This window comes from Parabacteroides timonensis (genome assembly GCF_900128505.1).
GTDB lineage: Bacteria > Bacteroidota > Bacteroidia > Bacteroidales > Tannerellaceae > Parabacteroides > Parabacteroides timonensis.
Window position 1 is genome coordinate 2,399,092 of the sequence record NZ_LT669941.1, and the last position, 21,116, is coordinate 2,420,207.

Consider the following 21,116-nt stretch of genomic DNA (forward strand, 5'->3'; position numbering starts at 1 on the left):
CGGGCCCGCCCCNAGTTTCTTTTACAACACCCTCCCGGCGGATACTACGCAGACGGAGATGACGGGCGTCTTCATGGGGCATGCCCTCTTGCCCGCCGAAGCGTCGACCGACACCATCTGCCTGACGATGCAGAATACTGCCGCCGCCATTGTGCTCACCCCCCTTAGCGGCACTCCCTTGGGCGAGGCGGCGATGTACGTGCGCGAGACGGCCATGGGATGTGCCTGTTCCGACAGTCTCTTCCTTTTCGACGGGTCGCCCGTGCTGCGGGGATTGCGCACCGACGCGGGCGGGTTGACGGCTTTCTACAGTGCGGCATTCCCTTCACGCGACGAATCGGCGGCTGCGGCTGCGCCCGACAAGGGTCTTTGGGAGGTGGATATCTACATCCGCATGGACAAGGAGATTACAAAAAATACGCTGCATATCGACCGTCCGCTCCGGGCAGGCATTCCGCAGGTGCTCTCCTTCACGGTCGACGACCGGGGAGAGATTGCTCCCTCGCAAGACGTGACCGTCTCGGTGGAGCTGGATTGGAATCCGGGGTTCGATTTCGATCTGGAATTGTAAGTAAGAGAATAAAATAAAACGAAATATGAATATAAAGAAATATTTAGCAATTGCCCTGGCCGGTCTGCTGACGGCAGGCTGCTCGAAAGAAATCCCCGACGGCAGCCGCAAGGTGGAGGTGCAAATCCGCGTCGTCTCGCAAAACACGACGACCCGCGCCATGGGCGACCCGGGAGATGATTCGGGCGAAGACCTGGAGTGGGACAAGCTGGTGGTGATATTCGGCGGGACAGAGGGAACTACGGAGGTTGTGAAAGCGTCTCTGTCGTATGATGACTATATGGCTTTGCCGGAATCTAATGAATATACGGACGCTAAGCAACTCTCCATGGTGGTTCCAGTCGGAAAGTATCGCATTTATGGGATTGCTTATAAGGAAACAATACATTCCGATCTGAACAGCAAATTGGAATCCGCAATAACAACTACTGAATTAGAACAATATACCATTGATAATAATCCAACGACAGCAGAAAAAGCATACTTCCTGACGCTTGCCGCCGATGTAACACCCACCCTAGAAGGAGAATACGTCGAAGTCGGCGGAGAAACACCAAGTTCTGCCCATCTGGAAGTGAATCGCCTGGCGGCTAAGATCGATGTGCAGTGGGATGCGAAAGAGGCGTATGAAAATGGATTCACGGACGTGCGTGTTCCGGACTTCTCATTTACCGGACCGGCAAGGGGTTATCTGTTCCCTGCCCTCAACACGCAAGCAGTGGAAACAGCAGAACCAATAAAATTTGTCAACACCTCCCCCATCAGCCAACGCAACGGGAGGCAATATCATTATACGTTTCTCGATGGCGTAAGCAAACCGTCTTTCAAGTTTACCATTTCAGCCAATCAGGAAACGGTTTCCGGTGACTATACATTCACATTCAATCAAACATTGGAACGACAAAGCTGGTACAAAATCAATGTCACCATCAAAGGCGTGCAAACTGGTAATAACAATTATACAGTCACTCCCCAATAACCCTTAAAACAACAAGCAAATGAAACTACATACACTTCAACAACAGATAAACACGGCAGTCCGCCACATGCGCGGTCTGCTGTTTGCCGTTTTATGCCTGTCGGCTACGGTGCCGGCGGCAGGACAAACCATACACTACGTAACTCCGGACGGTCAAGCAGACGGAACCTCTTGGAGCGGTACGAAAACGCTCGCAAAGGCGCTCGAAGACGCCCAATCCGGCGACGAGATATGGGTGCAAGGCTTCGAGCAAATTAGCAACAAGAACCAATTATATATGACAACCACCGGCTTCACACTCCCCGCCGGTGTCAAGCTATACGGCGGCTTCAAAGGAAATGAAACAAGTATCAACGAGCGGCAAACCTCCGGCAAACTGTCGCGTATGACCTACCGCTCCGTCCTGACGGGTGCCTTGCAAGGGGACAATGAGGTAGACAAAACCTTCCTGATTTTCCCGGAGAACACCCAGCGTAACGGCAACGCCACCCACGTCCTTTCCATCGACCTGGGCGACAGGCAAAATACGGGCAACGCCCCGACCGTCGTCAACGGCTTCACCATCACCGGCGGACATGCCGACGGCACCGACGAATACGGCGGCGGTATCTTCATCACCAACACCACCGGCCAGGGTGTCAACTACTACCAAATCAAGCAATGCGTCTTCTTCAACAACTACGGGACGCTAGGTGGCGCCATCTACGTAGATCCTAACACGCTTAACAATACAAACAACAACACCTCCCTCATCAGCCACTGCGAATTTTTCAACAACGCCGCGGGCAACCGTGTGGCACTCGCCAACTCGGGCGGTGCCATCTACCTGGGCGGTACGGGCAAGGTGGTCAACTGCTCCATCTTCAACAACGAGCAGGGCGGGATACGCCTTTCTGCCGGTGCAAGCGTAATCAACAGCACCGTCGTACGAAATACGGGCGGGGGTATCGATGCCATCGCCCAAACAGACCGGTCCGCCACTGTCTCGAACACGGTGATCTGGGGAAACACATCGCTCTATTCCCAATATGAACCCACGTTCCAACACTGCGCTGCGCACGAATTTGACGAAGAGAACAACGACAAGGGTAACATCTACGTCAGCGACAAGAACAACGACAACAATCAGGCTTCGCCTTTCTTCTCCTCGCCCTCGACACGCATCGGTTTCGACATTAGTTTCTCCTGGCAGAAGAACGCCTACCCGCTTTGGGAATGGGAACCTACCCTCGGCTCCGCATTCATCGACAAAGGAAACGACACTTTCTATGATGCAACCGACCTGCAAAGCAACACCGACCTGACGGGCGACCCGCGCATCGTCAACACCATCGATATCGGCTCCTACGAATACCAGCAAATCAACGAGGCACGCATCCGCTACGTGAAGCCAGTCGCAACAGGCAACGGCGACGGCTCCTCCTGGGAGCATGCCTCCGGTAACCTGCAAGAGATGATCAACGAATTATACGACGACGGCACGAAGGGAGCCGGCGAAGTCTGGGTAGCCGCAGGCGAATATGTACCGAAACACTACCTGCCCGGCACGGAACTACCCAACACCCAAAACTCCAGCAACCAGTACCTCTCTTTCTACATGCGCGACGGTATCAGCGTATACGGCGGATTTGCAGGAGGCGAAACATCTCTGCAAGACCGTCAGACAAAAAACGGCGGCCTTCCGTGGGAATTTGAGAACCAGACCATCCTGCGCGGTTACCGCAGCACAGGCGTTGACGACAGCGGCCTACTGAGCTGGAACGAAACCACCAAACGCTGGACATTGAGTGCCGGCGAATCGGCCCATGTGGTATGGTTTGCTCCCGAACCGGAAGAAGACGGCATGACGATAGGCAGCTTCAAGCATACCACCCGGCTCGACGGCGTGACCATACAAGGCGGTAATGCCCCGCAAATCTACGCCACCGGAGGCTACCGGATCGGCCACGGAGCCGGTGTCTACCTTGCCGTAAACGCAGAGCTGCACAACAGCATCGTGCGCAGCAACGTGGCGAAAGGCAACGGCGGCGGTGTCTACATTGCCGGCGGCCGCGTCCACACCTCGCTGATTTACAACAACAGCGCCGATGCCAACGGCGGAGGCGTGTATATGGAAAACGCAGGGATCGTGTTACGCTCGGCCATCGTCAACAACGCTTCCCTCAATGGCGGGGGCGTGTACCTCGACCATACGGGCAACTACCTCGACGGGGAGCCGCATCCGGAATACCTTATCCTCACGACCTCCGTGGTGAGCAACAACACCGCCACCGGCAACGGGGCGGTCTATTGCAACAAGGNGGGAACAGCGCTTGCAGGTTGGCATACACCATTCCCATCATGGGAACGCCACTTGCACGAGTGCAAACACCATTCCGCAACGCGGAAACCATATAAACAATTAACTCATCAACATCATGGGAACATTTTTGCAAATATCAAGCTTTTCAAGACATAATCTCAACAACGCCGAGTACACCAACTTCCTGATGCGCTTCATCAAACTGCTTCCCCTGGTAGCCGAAGAAGAAGATGACCGCCCCGTCATCGAAAGCCTGCAAAACGATGACGAAAAAGAGTTAGGCGCACCGGCACTCTCCGTTCCCGCTGAGATGATTACACGGCTGAAAGAACTCATCGAAAAACTCGTCGACCTCAGCCGCGAAACACGCTCGCACGTCGAAACCGACGAACTCGCCGAAATAGACAAGCAGCGCGACAACCTGGCGGCATACATCGTCAACCGCATCGCCAAATCTGCCACCCTGCCCCTCGAAACGGAGCGCAAGGCAGGCAAGCTGCTCTACAACACCGCCAAGGTCTACCGTAATGTGGGCCGTCTGCCTGTCGCACAGGAAACGGTCACTATCAAAGGAATGCTAGCCGACCTCTCTAAACCTGAATTTGCCGAAGCTATCGCCACGCTGGGACTGCAACCCTACATGGACGAACTGAAAACACAAAATGATATGTACGAACAACTCGTCGCCCAGCGCGATGCCGCACGCTCGACGGCACGCACGCTGGAGTACAGCAAGGAGCTGCGCAAGCAGGCCGACCTGCTCTATGACGACATCACCGACCTGGCCTTCGCCAGCAACGTGCTCAAACCCAGTATCGAAAGCACAACTTTCATCAACGACCTTAACTCGCTGACCGCCACCGTGCAGGCGGCACGCAACCAACGCTCTTCCGCCCCGGTCAGCAAGACGGAGCCGGACGAGGGCAACGACAAGCCGGACAAGGACGACGACCGTCCTATCCTCTAACAAGACACACGCCACGGGCAGCGACATACATGAACATGCCACGGGCGGCAGGCTTTGACCGGCCTGCCGCTCACAAGTAAAAAGATGACAAACAACAAGATGAAGAAGAAGACAACAACATATTTGCTATTCGGATGCCTGACGCTGTCGGTATGTTCTTCCTGCATATATGATGACCTGTCGCATTGCGGGAACCTTCATACGCTCTCATACTCCATAATAGACAATACAACGACCGCACGCGACGTCATCAGGGAAGAGCTGACAGCGCCCGGTACCGAACCCATGGCACAGGAACTGGAGCGAGTGCTCCTCCCCATGTTCAGCGACCAGGCCCACCGCCTCTCGCTGGGTTTCTACCTCACCGAAGGCAGCCTCCACGCAAAAACGGGCCTCAACCCCGAGGGCAACCACCATACGCTGCAAATGCAGCTGCCGCCCGTGGCGCACGAGCATATCGCACTGGCGCACAATGCCGAGGCGTATCCCGTCGAACTGCGGGGTATTGAAGATGCCGACGANCGTTATCCTGCAATCGACCATCACCAACAACCACAACCCTTCGCCCATCGACGCCGCCAACCCGGACTCGCCGCAGACGGGCGGTCTCTACCTCAACGGATACGGCCAGACCATCAACTCGATTGTCTGGAACAACCGCTTCGGGACCGGGAACACTTCGCGCCACATCCCGATGTTTGCCAAAGACCCGACAACCTCCACAGTGCGCTTCTACAACACTGCCGTGGCAGGCATAAACAACGCGGTGTGGAACAACACGCTGCAACAGGATCTCCTTGCGCTGGCGGACGAAAACAATTCCTCCGAGGAAGGGGAAATATATCCGCAGTTTGAACCCGATGGCAAAACATTTACCAGCGACGGGCTATTGCTTACGACCTTCGGCGTGCAACCTGACTGGCGAGAAATCGATTACTTCTGGAAGCCGGCACGAGGCTCGAACCTGCGTGCGCGAGGCATGGTATTGGGCAACTTCCCCGAAGAAATCGTCGTCTCTCCCGAGCTGGATTTATGGGGCGACCCGTTCTTCCAAAAGCCTGCACTGGGGGTTTCGGAGATTCAGGCGACAAACATAACGCACACAGTGATAGGTGGCGATATCTGGCGCATCTATGTCGACGTGGAATGTACAAACCCGGAACATAACGGCATCAGTTGGGCAAACGGCTACCGTTCCATCAATGAGGCGATCGAGTATTTCGTCTCACAATCAAACAATTCCGAAGCCAAGGACAAAACCTTCGAAATCTACGTACTGGAAGGCACCATCGAACCGCGATTCAGCTTCAGCGACCTCGACCCGAAGACAGCGACCATCAATATCCTGAAGATGCCGGGCGGACAGACGCTCCATCTGAAGGGAGGTTTTATGCGCGAATCCGATGCTGAGGGCGATGCACGTCCCTACAACCCGACACTCTACCGCTCCTTCATCGACGGCAACGTGAAGGCGAACGAGCTGGCAGACGGCCTCTACCACAACATCGTAGTGGCAGACGGTGCGAATGCCGTCATCGAAGGCTTCCACGTCATCAACGGTTATGCGGAAGGCAACGCCAAAGTGAAACGCGGCGCTGGCTTGCTGATCGGTGTCGATGCAACCGTCGAAGTAAAAGACTGTATCTTCGAAAACAATACCGCCGCAGAAAATGCAGCCATCGGCCTGGTAGACAATGCCAACGGTTCTACGTTGAAGCTCACCAACTGCGTCATCAACAACAATACGAATACCGACGAAACTGCTCCTATCCTCCCGACCGAAAATGTCACCCTGCTGCATTGCACGGTCGTGAACAACATAGGAACTTCCGCCACTACCGGCACCAACTCCTTCAGTGCCGGCAACACGGGCGGCAATAGCCTGAACTTAGAAATCACCTCAGCCAACTTCGCCAACCCGACCAATGCCCCGGGTGCCACGCTCGGCTTCGATACTTATCTGGGCGGTTATTCCAACTTCCGCCCGCTGACAAGCTCGGTAGAGGCAGCCGGCGCAATCATCAATAAAGGAACCAACTTAAACAACAACCCTGCACTGGATATTGCCCAAAACGCCCGTGACTTGGGAGGTACTCCGGACTTGGGGGCGTATGAGGCGGAGTTGCCTAAGAGTGGGAATATTATATATGTACGTATGTATGATGATACCAGCCAAAAGCATCCCGACGGAACCTCCCGTGACGGTTCATCCTGGGAAAATGCTATCAACGGTAATGCGAACTACGGTACAGACGATGGGATAGACCACGATCATATAGGAACAAATGTGTACAGTAATCGTAATACATACTATATTACCGGTCTTCAGTATGCCGTCAACCAGGCTTATTTGAAGATGGTGAGAAAAGAAGGAAACGGAGATATTAACTATGAAAGAAAAACCAATGGTATATGGACATGGAGAGGTGGCCAGTATCAACAAATAAATAGTTATAATCCTTTATCATACCCTGTCCTGGATGCGAAATACACCCAAACCAGCGAACGCCCGCAAGTATGGGTAGCCGCAGGAGAATACACCAGCGCCGCAGGCTTCTTCATGCGTGACGGTGTCGATGTACTGGGAGGTTTCCCGGCAGAAGGTGCTCCCGGCAGTGAAGATAGACAGCCGCGTCTGTATGAAACGATCATCCAAACAAATGAAAACATTGATGAGAGTACTCCATTTGCAGATAAAGTGTATGATGAGAGAGAAAATACATATACCTCTTCTATATATAATTTGAACAGGAACTATGATGTAGCACACAAAACACGCCGCGTATTAACACAGCCTATGCCGTATTTTAGTGGTACAGGACATAGTAATATGGAAAACACAAATCAAGAATTAACCGGCTTTACCTTAGAAACCAAATGGGATGGTTTCATTATCCAAAACGGACGTGTACAAATCGATCATCAACGTGATGGTGGTGCAGGTGTCGCGTTACGTCAAAAAGGCGTACTCGAAAACTGTATCATCCGAAATAACATAAACAGAGCCGGTACCGGTCGTGGCGGTGGTGTCTTCTGTAATGGCGGGACATTAATCAATTGCAGAATAGAAGAAAATTCTATCCAAACCGAAGCAGGATTTATCTACGGTGGTGGACTTTATCTTCGTGGCGGTACTACATACAACTGCATCTATGCAAATAACTTGCTAGCTCACGAGAATAATAATCCATGGACTGAAAATAGTTATAATAAATGGGGATCCGGAGTATACATCGAAGTCGGAAACTTTTATAACAACACTGTTACCCAAAACAAAGGAGGGTCAGCAATCCATGTCGGAAATTACTTCAATGATGGTAACTTGTCTATCTACAATTCCATTATTTATGGGAACACTACTATCAAAGACAACTATCAAATCAGTATCGAAGCTAAGCTACGTATGTTTAACTGCTGTATTCCGGACAAAGCCATTTGTAACGGATCTTTTAATAATCATTCAACAGCAAACGATATGTATGGCACAGGAACTAATAAACCCACGAATCCTAATTCCATACAAAATTTGATGTTCTACAATATAATCACAGATGATCCAAAGTTGGAAGACAACTACAGTTTAAGAGATGGCTCTCCCTGTATCAACACAGGTAACGGCACACCGCGAGAAATTCTTGCAACAGATCGGTGGGGAGACTATATAACCCTCCCTGAATACGACATGGACTACACCGACCGTATCAAAGACTGTACGATAGACATCGGTGCTTACGAGAAAAACAATTTGGCAAACATAAAGCCTGAAGTAACGACAAGTGGAACTATTACCACTTATACCTACTACGTCACCATCCCCGGCAATGGTCTTGCCGACGGCTCGTCTCCGGAGAACGCAGCCTGCCGCATGAAGCTGCAGGAGATTCTGTATGCAGCTGGAGCGCGTGCTGCCCTAGGAGAAACAGCCATCGTCAAACTGGCAGGCTACGAAAACGCCACCAGCGGTGACACGAATACCGACAATATCTATTGGGCAAACACCCTTTACGACCCGAACGACCCGCAAAGCTATACCTTCGTTATCCCCTACGGCGTAACGGTAATGGGTGGCTATACGGAAAATTTCAAAGAAGGTGACAACCGCGATGCCGCCCGGTACATGACCGTCCTCTCACCTATCGCCATCAAAGGCGGGCAAACAGTAAACGGCTACCACGCCGTCACCTTCGGCGACTCCCCAAAGGGTACAACCGCCGAGACCGGCGCTACCATCATCGACGGCCTCTACCTGGAAGGCGGACGTGCCACTTCGCAAGCCGGTGTCGGCAACTCCAAGACCCGCGGCGGAGGAGCCATCGTGCCTGCCTACGCCCACGTGCGCAACTGCGTGGTCCGCAACAACGAAGCTATTCAGGGAGGCGGTCTTTATGTATTGCCCGGAGGCCTGGTGACGGGATGCGGCGTGATGGAAAACAAAGCCGATGAAGGTGCAGGTATCTATCTGGATAATGAGAATGCCATAGATGGGAACGGTTCGCTCATAGTTTCCTCTACCTTGGCTGCAAACACTGCCAGCCAAATAGGCGGCGGTATCTACCTGGAAGATCAGGCTGGCTGCGTAATCAACACCGTCGTTTGGGGAAACACTGCCCCGTCAGGCAAGAACGTCAGCGGCGACTTGTCTACTGCGTTTGGCAACGAGCTTCTGAGAAAGATCGTAAACGAAGCCGGTGGTCCTAATGGAGGTACAGAAATCGCCGGCGGTCTATTTTACCCCTTCAACAACTGTTACGTAGAGACCTACGAAATGCCGGGTAACTTCTTGAACTATTCGATGGAAAGCGACGAGGCCCTCTATTTCGCCAACTATTATCGCCCGAAAGCCTACTCGGTCTTAATCAATGGTGGTCCTATCACAGCCTTCCAAACAGCAGGCGAAGAGATAATTCAAGTGGCAAAATACGACATGCAGGGAATCCCACGCGCCGATGAAAGTGAAACACGCGTCGATGCCGGAGCTTATGCGTATCTGGGCGGTAATATGAAAATGCCGAATAGTGCAGACGATATTGTCCGCCGTATCTTCGTCTCTACCGGTACACGGGTTTCGTTGACAGCAGGAAGCGATGAAAGCTACTATTTAGGCCGTTCTTTCCATACCTCCCTTACGCATCTGGACGATGCACTGGCGTATATCAAGCAGGTAAGGGAGCTTGAGAGTGGAAAATACTCCGACATTCCTTTCGAAATCTGGATAAGCCAAGGTACCTACAAACCGACCTACCGCCGTACGGATGCCAACACTGAAACAATTGACCAGCGGCAGAACTCATTCGTTATCCCCGATAACGTCAAGCTGTTCGGCGGATTTACGGGAGATGAGAATTATGCGTATGGTATTGAAACAATTCCGGCAACAGGAGGTGACATTGGCGTCACACCCATCGGTAATGAGGACGTCACAGCCAAGCTTAACGCACGTGATCTCGGTGACCAGAACAGCAACAACCTGCTTGAACCCTGGGAGCTTGCCAACCAGACAATCCTCTCCGGAAAGGTGAACGTTTCTTCCACTGTAAAGAACGTGTACCATGTGCTCTACAGTTCGGCAACGGCAACAACAGCGACTGGCGTAACGCTCGACGGGTTGACCGTACAGGACGGGGAGACTTTGAATGAAATAAAGATTACAACTTCAGAGACAGGCAGCCACACCAGTAACGAAGTCGGCTTCGGAGGCGGTATCTATTCAAACAATGTGCCTTATACACTGGTTCGCTGCCGCCTGCTCAACAACAAGGCTATGCGCGGCGGAGCTATCTACGTGCGCAACGCAACACTGAAGCTATTCGGCACAATCCTCTCGGGCAACGGTACGGTCGATAATCCGATTATTACAGAAGAACTCCGTGGAGGCGCCGTCACCGTTATAGCAACCGGAGGCGGAAATCCCCAAGCCGCCCTCTACGCCGCCAACACCCTTTGGGCAAACAACGAGTCGGAAGGTTACGGTGGTGCCCTGTCTGTCTACGGCAATACAACCGTCAACCTAATCAACAACACGATTGTACGTAACAAGGCAGCAGAATATAGCGCGTTGTATAGAACAGGAACTACCGGAACTACAACCCCCATGACCATCACCAACACGGTTTTCTGGGGGAATGAAGGAGGTAGCTATTTGTTGCCGACAGATGCAGAAGTCACCTATTCGGCTGCTGAAATCTTCACGGATAATTCGGATAACAATATCCAGCTCAACACAGAAAACATGGCAGCCAACGGCCCGCGTTTCCGTGCACCTTCAGACAAGGCAGGACTTGACGGATATAGCGTAACTGCCCTTTGGAATCCGGGTGCTATTTCCGTGCTGACGGATGGTGGAGATGGGTATGAACCTTCTAATGGTAACACCCCAGAAGGTACTTATGATAAGTGGTGGGGAGCGGAAATTGCTAATGCTACAGATTATAAAGAGATCTATATCAGCGGTGTCAACCGCTATATCGGTCCACCTACCGACCATCAAAATCCGTCTCCAAATAAACCTATCGACATCGGCTTCTACGAGTATCAATACCCGCAAAACCTAGAGAACCGCGATTTTGTCTACGTTGCCACCGAAGATGCCGGACTTGGAGACGGTTCCAGCTGGGAAAATGCAACTTCTAATTTCCAAGGAGCACTCTCTGCATTAAGCAACCCGGCAAGTACTAATACAAAGGGGCTGAAAACGATTTACGTCAAAGCCGGTGAGTACACAGCCCCGCGAGTAGGAGATGGTGGAGAAGTATTCAGCTTCTCACTTAACGGAGAATCTACGTTTTTAACATCATTGACCATTCTCGGCTCCTGCACGGGTAGCGGCGATATACAGGATTTCAGCAAACCGTCAGTGATAACCGTCAATCCAAATTCGGCGGGCAAAACTCAAACCTTGTTGAATTGCACCACCAACGGTAAAAACCTGCACATCGAAGGCTTCACCCTTCTGAATGATGGAACGCAAAATGATAACAATGAGATAGGTATTAAAGCCTCCACTTCCGACGGCAGTAACCTGACGCTGAAAAACATCGCCACCCGCAACAACAACGGCACGGGTATCGACATCTCCGATGGTGGAACCGTCTTGATAGCCAACACGCTGTTTGCAGATGGAGGAACAGGGTTGAAAGCCGGTAGTAATACGACTGTGGTTAATGCTACGTTTGCTAATAATGAGACGGACATCAATGGAACTCCGAAGGTTTACAATACGGTTTCTTGGAATACGACTAATACGTTAACTCCGGTCGAAGGTGATGGCAATGTTGCTATCTCCCAAAATATTGCCAACAACGACCCGCAATCCGGTCCAAACTTCGTCGACCCGAAAAATGATGATATAGCGAAAAGGGATTACAGCATCCGCCCGAGTATGTCTTTATTAGATAAAGGTAAAGATGATAAATACACAGAAGCTGGTTTAACTAAGAACGACCGCGACCTCGCCAACAACCCCCGTTTCTCCGGAACGATTGATGTCGGTGCGTATGAGTTTGCTTCCGAACTGAGCGAAATCTTATATGTAAAACAGGGCATTGCAGCCGGTGACGGCAAATCGTGGGATAGTCCGCTGTCAGACTTGCAATCTGCCGTCAACCTGGCCGGTGTCTATAGTAGTGGTCCAGTAGAAGACGATGAGACAAAGAAAGTCGGCTACGTATTTGTCGACAGAGAAGTAAATACAACCGACTTGAAAGTGCCGTTTGCCAATGTCAAAGTGTACGGTGGCATGAATGGTGAAACAGGAAAAACTCCAACCGAGATTTTGTCTAAACGCTTGGGTACGCTGGAAAGTGACAAACGCTCGACCATCGACGGCCTAAGTATAACGGCAGATGCCGTAGTGGACGGCTTCGAAGTGACAGGCACAACAACTGTCGATGCGGGTATATTGTCTACTTCGGTTGTTACGGGAAATGTTACAGGAACCAACGGCACTCTCTACAATTCGTTAGTAATCGGTGATGTGAGCTGCCAGGCTGTCAATGTGACTGCGACCGGAAATATCAATAACACGATGTCCAGTACTAACAACCGTGCTTCTGCCGCAGAAAACAACTATATCAAAGATGAACATTGGAAATATCAGTTGAATGAAAATGATGAAACAAACATTGACAAAGGTAACAATGATAAAACCAATGAATTTATCACTAAAGTCGGTCACTCCCGCGACCTCGCCGGTAACTCACGTATCCGTCATAACGTAGACAACGGCTGCTTCGAAACCTGGCTGGTAACGGCAGACCAAACTGTCACCAACGACGACTACCCTCACGGAAAAACCGCTGTCTATGTCAATGCCGGTGTCGAACTCAAACTTGACAAGGAATATACCGAAATAAATCCCTTCTCCCCCGGCTTCCTGCTGCTCAAACACAGAGCCGGTTTACGTGGGAACGGTCAAAGTATCGACTTGAACAACTTAGCCGTCGAACGAACAGTGGGAAAAAGTCAGGTTGACCTGGCGTATGTGCCGTTCATGGTGACTAAGGTAGAGAAACCTGGCGATTTTACCATACAAGAATATGACGGAAACAAGCGGGCGCAATACGCCTTCAAATTCAAAAAAGAAGAGCACTCCGAAGCCTGGACAACAACAACAACTCCGGCAGAAGGCGTTCTTTTGGACAACACAGCTGGAACTGATCCTGTTTCTGTCCGTTTCTATGGAAACAGCTATGAAGAAGGCAACAATGTTCCCAAGGAGATCATCTTGACACAGCACAACCATACAAACTGGGGAGGTGCATCCGGCGAACGATTCACCCACAAGGAAAACATGGGTTGGAACCTGACAGGTTCCCCCTACCTCTGTGCCATGAACTTCAGTGATATGAAATACGGACGGGTTATCTACACGGTTGCTGATAAAACGTATAAGTCCCTACAAACCTGGAACGAAACCGGAGCTACTGTTTCAGGCTCCCTGCCCGCCGGTGATGCCTTCTTCACACAAACGGCAACATTGAAAACGGAGGAGTCGATTCCCGTAGAAGCACCCTCCGCCCCTGCTGACGAAAACACGCTCCGTAGCGGTAACCTCGCCATCGGCATCTCGTCCGCCCTCACCCGCAGCGCAACGGAAGAAGACGTGATCGAGCTGACTGCCGTGCCGACACCCGAGGCATCGTACGACTTCGACATCGCCACCGACGGCGTGAAGTGGATGAGCTACGCAGAGGAAGTCCCGCAGATTTACATCGCACGCGACGGCGGACGCTATTCGCTCCTCTCGGCTGTCGACGAAAAAGGTATCCTCGACCTGGGCGTACGCATCGGCCGCGAAGGAAGCTATACGATTGCCTTGCCTGATGACTGTCCGGCGGACGCATACGACAGTGTCATCCTGCAAGACCTGCATGCGGGCAAGTCGGTAGACCTGAAGAACGGCGGCTACACCTTCTCCGCCCTCCGCTCCGGCGAGGTGGAAGGTCGTTTCCGTCTGAGCTTCAACGGAACGGTCGGCGAAGTACTGTCGGAAATACAGGCCTACCGGAAGGCTCCGGGCAAAGTCGTCGTCGAAGGTCTGCCGGAAAAGGCAATCGTCAACTGGTATGAGCTGTCCGGACAACGCCTGTTCAGCCATCCGGCCACCAACTACCGCGAAGAGTACGACCTGCCCGGCTACGTAGTCATGCTGGAAGTAATCGACAAAGAGGGTAAACGCCTGGCATCCCGCAAGGTGTCTGTCCGCTAATATGCGCCTATAAGTCAGCCTTAAAGAACGCTGATGACACAGAATACGCTCGCAGATTTATGGATGGAAATCCTATCGTCTGCGAGCGTGTATGTTTTGTATCATCACATTTTGCAGGAAAGACAACCGCCAAGTCCAAAAGTTTCCCTACTTTTACACCTTACTTTTACAAACACGAATAAACAGAAGATCATGAAAATAACTATCATCGGAGCCGGAAATATCGGTGGTGCTATCGCCCGGGGACTGGCAAAAGGAAATATGTTCAAAGCATCGGATATCACCTGTACGGCACAGTCGCAAGCAACGTTGGACAAAATGAAAGCAGCCAATCCTGATTTCGTGTTGTCGCTCAACAACATCGAAGCTGTTAAAGGAGCAGACATCATCGTCATCGCGGTAAAGCCCTGGCGGGTGGAAGAGATCATCGACCAGGTAAAAGGAGTGCTCGATTACGACAAACAGATCATCGTTTCAGTGGCTGCCGGCATCACCTTCGATACACTGAATTCTTATCTCACCAAAAATACCAGTTACGAAGACTGGGTAACCCCGGCCCTTTTCCGTATCATGCCTAACACGGCTATCGAGGTACTGAGCAGTATGACTTTTGTCTCCGCCCATAACGCGACACCGGAACAGAGCGAACTGATTATCAATATATTCAATGAGCTTGGTAATGCCATGTTGGTTGAAGAGCGCCTGATGGGTGCCGGTACGGCTTTGGCTTCCAGCGGTATAGCTTTCGCCCTTCGTTATATCCGTGCCGCCATCGAAGGTGGCGTCGAATTGGGTTTCTATCCGAAGCAGGCACAGGAAATCGTTGTCCACACCGTAAAAGGAGCAACCGACCTGCTATTGGAAAACAAAAGTAACCCGGAAATGGAAATCGACAAAGTCACCACTCCCGGCGGTATAACAATCAAAGGGTTGAATGAAATGGAACTATCCGGTTTCACCTCTTCTGTCATCAGAGGATTGAAAGCCAGTAAATAAAAAGAGAATTATAAATTGATTCAGAATTTGTCAGAAATGAAATATTTCTGAAGTTGACAAGTGACAGTTGACAGTTATTATCAGATGTGAGCTATCTTTCATTACAAGGCAACGCCTTGTGCCGCAGGCTCTCTTTTGCCGTCGGTTTTTAACCGACGGATAGATTAAATGCCCCGGCTTTGCCGGATTCCTCTGTGGGTTTTAACCCCTTTAGGCATATAATGCTAGCCCCTGCTTTAAAGGGGCTTAAGCCCACAAAGGAAGAGGCTTTGCCTCCTGTCTTTTATATCCGTCGGTTAAAAACCGACGGCAAAATAGAGCCTGCGGCATGAGGCGGAGCCTCATAAAAAAGACTCACCTTTTTCTAAAATATAAATGTTTCCTAAAAACTGGGTTCATGGGTTCATAAACGGCAAACTCATTGATATACAATACACGAGCAGATGAATGCATATCTTTTTTTGCATTCACCTGCATTCACTGTATGAACCCAAATTTCGATCAGGGTTCATACTATAACATACATGTTACCAGACATATACCCAAGAAATGAATGATATGAACCTTTATTTCAAAAAACTTTTTTCTAAATAGGTATTTACTGGCAGCTACATCTGGATAAACTAACTCCGGCACCCATTAAAAATGGGTCGGCTGCGATTTTAAATGAGTGCCTATCTATTATGAAACAAGTAACTACCCATTTCGAAATCGCTACCTTACTATTCCGGAAAAGACTTAAGGCTTTTAAAAATAAAACGTATGTATTTTTCCCTGTAGGGTAGCGGCTTATTCTCTATATCCTATCGGATCATACCCTTAAGGGTAACAGGCATTCCCCTATAGTCAGAAAAGGAGGTAGCACTATATACTCAGGTATCCTGACACAATAGTCTTACTACTACTAGCACTATTGTGTTATTGCAGTAATACAGGTGTGCTGTAAATCCAGAAATAGTTATCCGCCAAGAAGAAATAAACATCGGACAAAAAAGTACCGGTGTTTTGAAATGTTAAGACCAGTCTTTTACAAACAAAAGTCCGGTCTTTTGATTTTAAAAGACCGGACTTTTATTTTATGTATCTCCTTCACTGTAATACACTATCAATAAAGCCTTTGAAGACAGTGACAGATGAGACATTCATGCGAATTTACTACAAAGGATTATTTTTTAGCATTCTTACGCCGATTCATTTCCGATTGTAACATCTTCAATTCGCGACTTGTCTGTCCTGCAACCGAAGTGTTTTCCTCTGCCCGACGGATCAGGTAAGGTAATACATCTCTTACCGGGGCGTACGGAACATATTTTGTCACATTAAAACCTTCGTGTGCCAGGTTGAATGAAATATTATCACTCATACCAAGCAACTGGGCAAAGTAAATACGCTGGTCATCACGCTTAATGCCTTTTTCGTCCATCAGTTTGGCCAGTTTATAGTTACTCTCTTCATTATGAGTTCCCATAAACATTTCAAAATGATCCAGATGATCCATAGTGAAGCGAACAGCTTCATTAAAATTCTCGTCCGTAGTCTTTTTATCTTTGCAGATAGGATCAGGATAACCCAATGCGGCAGCACGCGCACGCTCTGCTTCCATATAAGCACCACGTACGAACTTAACACCGGCTATATACCCCTTTTCTTTGGCATCATCCAATATACGCCGCAGATACGGCATACGGTCGTGACGATACATCTGCAAAGTTGCGAATACGATGGCACGCTTTTTATTGTATTTCCGCATCGCCTCGTCGGTCAGTTCGTCCAGGGCATCCTGGAAACAATAATCTTCGGCATCCACGATCAGACGTACATCATTCTCATAAGCACGCTGGCAGAAAGCCATGAAACGTTCCCTGAATTCGCGGAATGCTTTTACCTCTTCTATGGTCAACTCACTTCGTTTTTCAGAAGCTTTGGCAAGTAGCTCATCGGTCGTAATGGTAGAAGGTTTGAAAACAGCATAAGCCAGATTAGAATTACCTTTGGCAAAGTCGATCGAACGTATCGTCTCTTCGAATGTAGCCTGGATACCTTCAGGAGTCTGTTCGCCTTCAGCCGAAAAGTCGAGGGTGGAACGTACATTGAATTGTCGGAGATGGTCGATAGCCTTCGTACAGTCCTGAAGTGTTTCCCCTCCTACAAACTGTTTATATAAAGTAGGCTTCACAGCCCAGGCCAAAGGAAAATGGATCTTTAAGGCAATATTGCTGGCTACACTTGCACACTTTACCAGCCACGGGTATTTGATTGTATTAAACAGTAAATAAGCGTTTTTCAATTCTGATTGCGATTTAGATGAAAAAGCAATCTCGGTATTATCAAAGTCTAACATAGTATTTGATTTTAAGAGTTGGCAGATAACAGTTGACAGTCGACAGTTAGCAGATTAACCTGTCAACTGTCACTTGTCAACTGTCAACTAATATGTTATTTTTCCCCTAAGAACGGATAACCGTAAGAAGTAGGTGGAACCAAAGCCTCTTTGATACAACGAGGATTAGTCCAGCGGATCAGGTTCAACGGGCCACCGGCCTTGTCGTTTGTTCCGGATGCTCTTGAACCGCCGAACGGTTGCTGTGCGATAACGGCACCAGTCGGTTTATCGTTGATATAGAAGTTACCGGCTGCATATCGCAGTTTGTTGAATGCCTTATCGATAGCAAAACGATCACGTGAGAAGATCGAACCGGTCAATCCATAAGGAGATGTCTGATCGCAGATTTCCAATGTTTCTTCAAACTTGCTGTCTTCGTAAACATAGATAGTAATTACCGGGCCGAAGATTTCTTCCACCATCGATTTGAATGACGGATTTGTAGTCTGGATCACGGTCGGTTCGATATAATAACCTACCGACTTATCGCCGTTACCACCAAATATAACCTCTGCATCCGATGCCTGTTTTGCATAATTGATATATCCCATGATATTATCGAACGAAGGTTCGTCGATTACGGCATTGATAAAGTTGGTGAAATCTTGTACATCCCCCATCTTGATATCTTTCAGCATATCGCCTACCATTTCTTTCACTTCTTTCCACATAGAAGCAGGAATATAAGCACGTGAACCGGCCGAACATTTCTGTCCCTGGTATTCGAATGCACCACGAACGATGGCTGTTGCCACATCTGCTACCGGAGCCGAAGGATGAGCGAAGATAAAGTTCTTACCGCCTGTTTCACCTACGATCTTCGGATAAGATTTATAATGACCCAGGTTCTCACCCATCTGACGCCACAATGTATTGAAAGTAGAAGTAGATCCGGTGAAATGGAAACCTGCCAGATCGCGACTGGCTGTAACCACCTTGCCGATTACACTTCCCTGTCCCGGGATGAAATTGACTACACCGTCAGGAAGTCCGGCTTCCTGGAATACCTTCATCAACAGATAATTTGAATGGATAGCAGTTGTAGATGGTTTCCATACGGCCACGTTACCCATCATGGCAGGAGCCATATTCAGGTTACTGGCAATAGAGGTGAAGTTAAACGGAGTCAGAGAGAATACGAAACCTTCCAGTGCACGGTATTCCATCCGGTTCAGGATACCTGTATCCGAATAAGGCTGGTCGGCATATACCTGGCTGGCATAGAATGTACTGAAACGTAGGAAGTCGATCAACTCGCAGGGAGCATCGATCTCTGCCTGATACGGGTTCTTGCTCTGTCCCAGCATCACCGAGGCATTCAATAAATAACGATATTTTGTAGCGAAAAGTTCTGCCACCCGCAGCATGACCGAAGCGCGTTCCACCCAGGGCAATTCCGACCATTCCTTATGCGCTTTCATAGCTGCGTCGATAGCCATCTGTACCTCTTTTTCGCCGGCTTTATGATAAGTTGCCAGTACATGATGATGATCATGCGGCATAACCACCTTACCAGTGTTACCTGTACGAACTTCTTTACCACCGATGATCAATGGAATATCCCATTCTTCATTGGACAATTGTGCTAACGTGCTTTTCAATGCTGCTTTTTCACTCGATCCGGGAGCATACGATTTTACCGGTTCATTAATAGGCTTAGGAAATCTAAAAATAGCGTTATCCATGTTGTTTTTAGTTTATGAATAGTTAATCAAAGATTTTATGTGCTGTAAACGTAGTAAAATAATTTTAATTCATAGCGACTTAAGCGTTAAATTAGTTTTAATCGAGCTTCATTTCGTGTATAAATTACATCAACCATTTCACCCCTTGATTTGTTATGCTTATATAAATCATCTTTAATGTATACAACTATGGCAATTAAAAGTGTTTGGATAGAAGAGGACTGTATCGCTTGTGGTACTTGCGAAGGCATTTGCCCGGAAGTTTTTCACGTAACTGACCGTTCCCACGTAAATGAAGGAGTAAACTTTAACGACTACGAAGAAGGAATAAAAGAAGCTGCTGAAAGCTGTCCGGTCAGCGTTATTAAATATGATTGAGTGAGACGAATGTCTCATCGATTAGCGTTAGCAGAGTAAAAAGTGGAGAGGTTATTCCGGATGGAATAACCTCTTTTCCTGATAATTCGGTGGTTATATCAATAATAAAGTATATATTCACCATAAAAAGAAACCAGTATGAAAAGAGCGGTCTTATTTCCGGTATTTTGTCTCGTTGCCCTCAGTTATTGTACAACGAAGACGGACAAGCCCGTATCCGGTGATTTATCGGTACCGGACTCGACAGTTGTCGATGTTGCGGAAGAAGTGGAGGTGGTTCCCAAAGAAATTATCATTGAAAAGGAGCTACTTTACGACCAGCATACCCTGGCCGACAGCTATCCTTACAAAGATACCACCCGCGAATTCCAATGGGATAAGATACGCGAACGGCTTACCTGGCTTGAGTCGACCCACCGGGAAACGCCCACTTGGTCGATCCTGCAAAACTACAGGAACAAGAACGGCGAAGCTCCGTTAGTCAGAAATTATCACCGCGACTCTTACCGCCGGATAGCCGACTCGCTGGGAGTAGAACGTTTCCAGGGCGTACCGCTTTATTTACCGACCGACACCTCCGTCCCTGAATTATACGGCCGCGACGGTTCGCTGGTGAAACACCTGGAAGACTATACAAACTTTATAAAGGTAGCTTCCGTGCATACGGGAAAAGAATGGATGGTGCCCCGCAAATATATCGAAACTATCGCCGACACGGTTGTATTCAGAAAAGCAATCTTTGTCGATACGAAAAACCAGAATATAGCAACAATGGAACACGTCGGCGACAAATGGCTGGTCAGAAGTATGAACCCGGCAACCACCGGCTTGCACAGGCCACCTTATGCCCAGGAAACCCCTCCCGGCATTTTCGTGATCCAGGAAAAGAAATCACGGATGATCTACCTGGTAGACGGGACGACGGAGACCGGAGGCTTTGCTCCTTATGCCAGCCGCTTTACCAACGGGGGCTATATACATGGCGTACCCGTCAATGCGCCACGAAAGAATTTGATTGAATTCAGCCCGTCGCTGGGTACGACTCCCCGCTCCCACATGTGCGTCAGGAATGCAACCTCACATGCTAAATTTATTTACGATTGGGCACCTATCGAGGGAACTCTTGTTTTTGTTTTTGATTAAAAATTA

Annotated in this window: 8 protein-coding genes; 6 read left to right on the forward strand and 2 right to left on the reverse strand. The window is 49.3% G+C overall.

The window, feature by feature from the left end:
- Positions 1 to 58 precede the first annotated feature (58 nt).
- From BQ7394_RS17235 to proC, 4 genes are all read left to right on the forward strand, one after another.
- Positions 59 to 571: a hypothetical protein gene (locus tag BQ7394_RS17235; protein WP_075558558.1), complete on the forward strand. Its 513-nt coding sequence runs from the start codon at positions 59 to 61 to the stop codon at positions 569 to 571.
- A gap of 25 nt (positions 572 to 596) precedes the next feature.
- Positions 597 to 1,550 (forward strand): hypothetical protein, encoded by a 954-nt coding sequence (locus BQ7394_RS17240; RefSeq protein ID WP_075558559.1) that lies wholly within the window; start codon positions 597 to 599, stop codon positions 1,548 to 1,550.
- A 2,417-nt stretch (positions 1,551 to 3,967) separates the two neighbouring features.
- A complete protein-coding gene (locus BQ7394_RS17250) occupies positions 3,968 to 4,819 on the forward strand; it encodes a DUF6261 family protein (protein ID WP_075558561.1) in 852 nt (283 codons plus the stop codon).
- 9,898 nt (positions 4,820 to 14,717) lie between these two features.
- On the forward strand, positions 14,718 to 15,521 hold the full coding sequence (proC, locus tag BQ7394_RS17260) for a pyrroline-5-carboxylate reductase (protein ID WP_075558563.1): 804 nt from the start codon (positions 14,718 to 14,720) through the stop codon (positions 15,519 to 15,521).
- A gap of 1,165 nt (positions 15,522 to 16,686) precedes the next feature.
- Here the strand turns inward: proC and BQ7394_RS17265 are convergent.
- Positions 16,687 to 17,862, reverse strand: coding sequence for a proline dehydrogenase family protein (locus tag BQ7394_RS17265; protein ID WP_075558564.1), 1,176 nt, complete (start codon positions 17,860 to 17,862; stop codon positions 16,687 to 16,689).
- Positions 17,863 to 17,957: 95 nt separating this feature from the next.
- Entirely contained in the window at positions 17,958 to 19,589 is a 1,632-nt protein-coding gene (gene pruA / locus BQ7394_RS17270; RefSeq protein ID WP_075558565.1) for an L-glutamate gamma-semialdehyde dehydrogenase, read from the reverse strand.
- Positions 19,590 to 19,778: 189 nt separating this feature from the next.
- Between pruA and BQ7394_RS17275 the strand changes: the two genes are divergently transcribed.
- On the forward strand, positions 19,779 to 19,967 hold the full coding sequence (locus BQ7394_RS17275) for a ferredoxin (protein ID WP_075560095.1): 189 nt from the start codon (positions 19,779 to 19,781) through the stop codon (positions 19,965 to 19,967).
- A gap of 138 nt (positions 19,968 to 20,105) precedes the next feature.
- Entirely contained in the window at positions 20,106 to 21,110 is a 1,005-nt protein-coding gene (locus tag BQ7394_RS17280) for a L,D-transpeptidase (protein ID WP_075558566.1), read from the forward strand.
- Positions 21,111 to 21,116 lie beyond the last annotated feature (6 nt).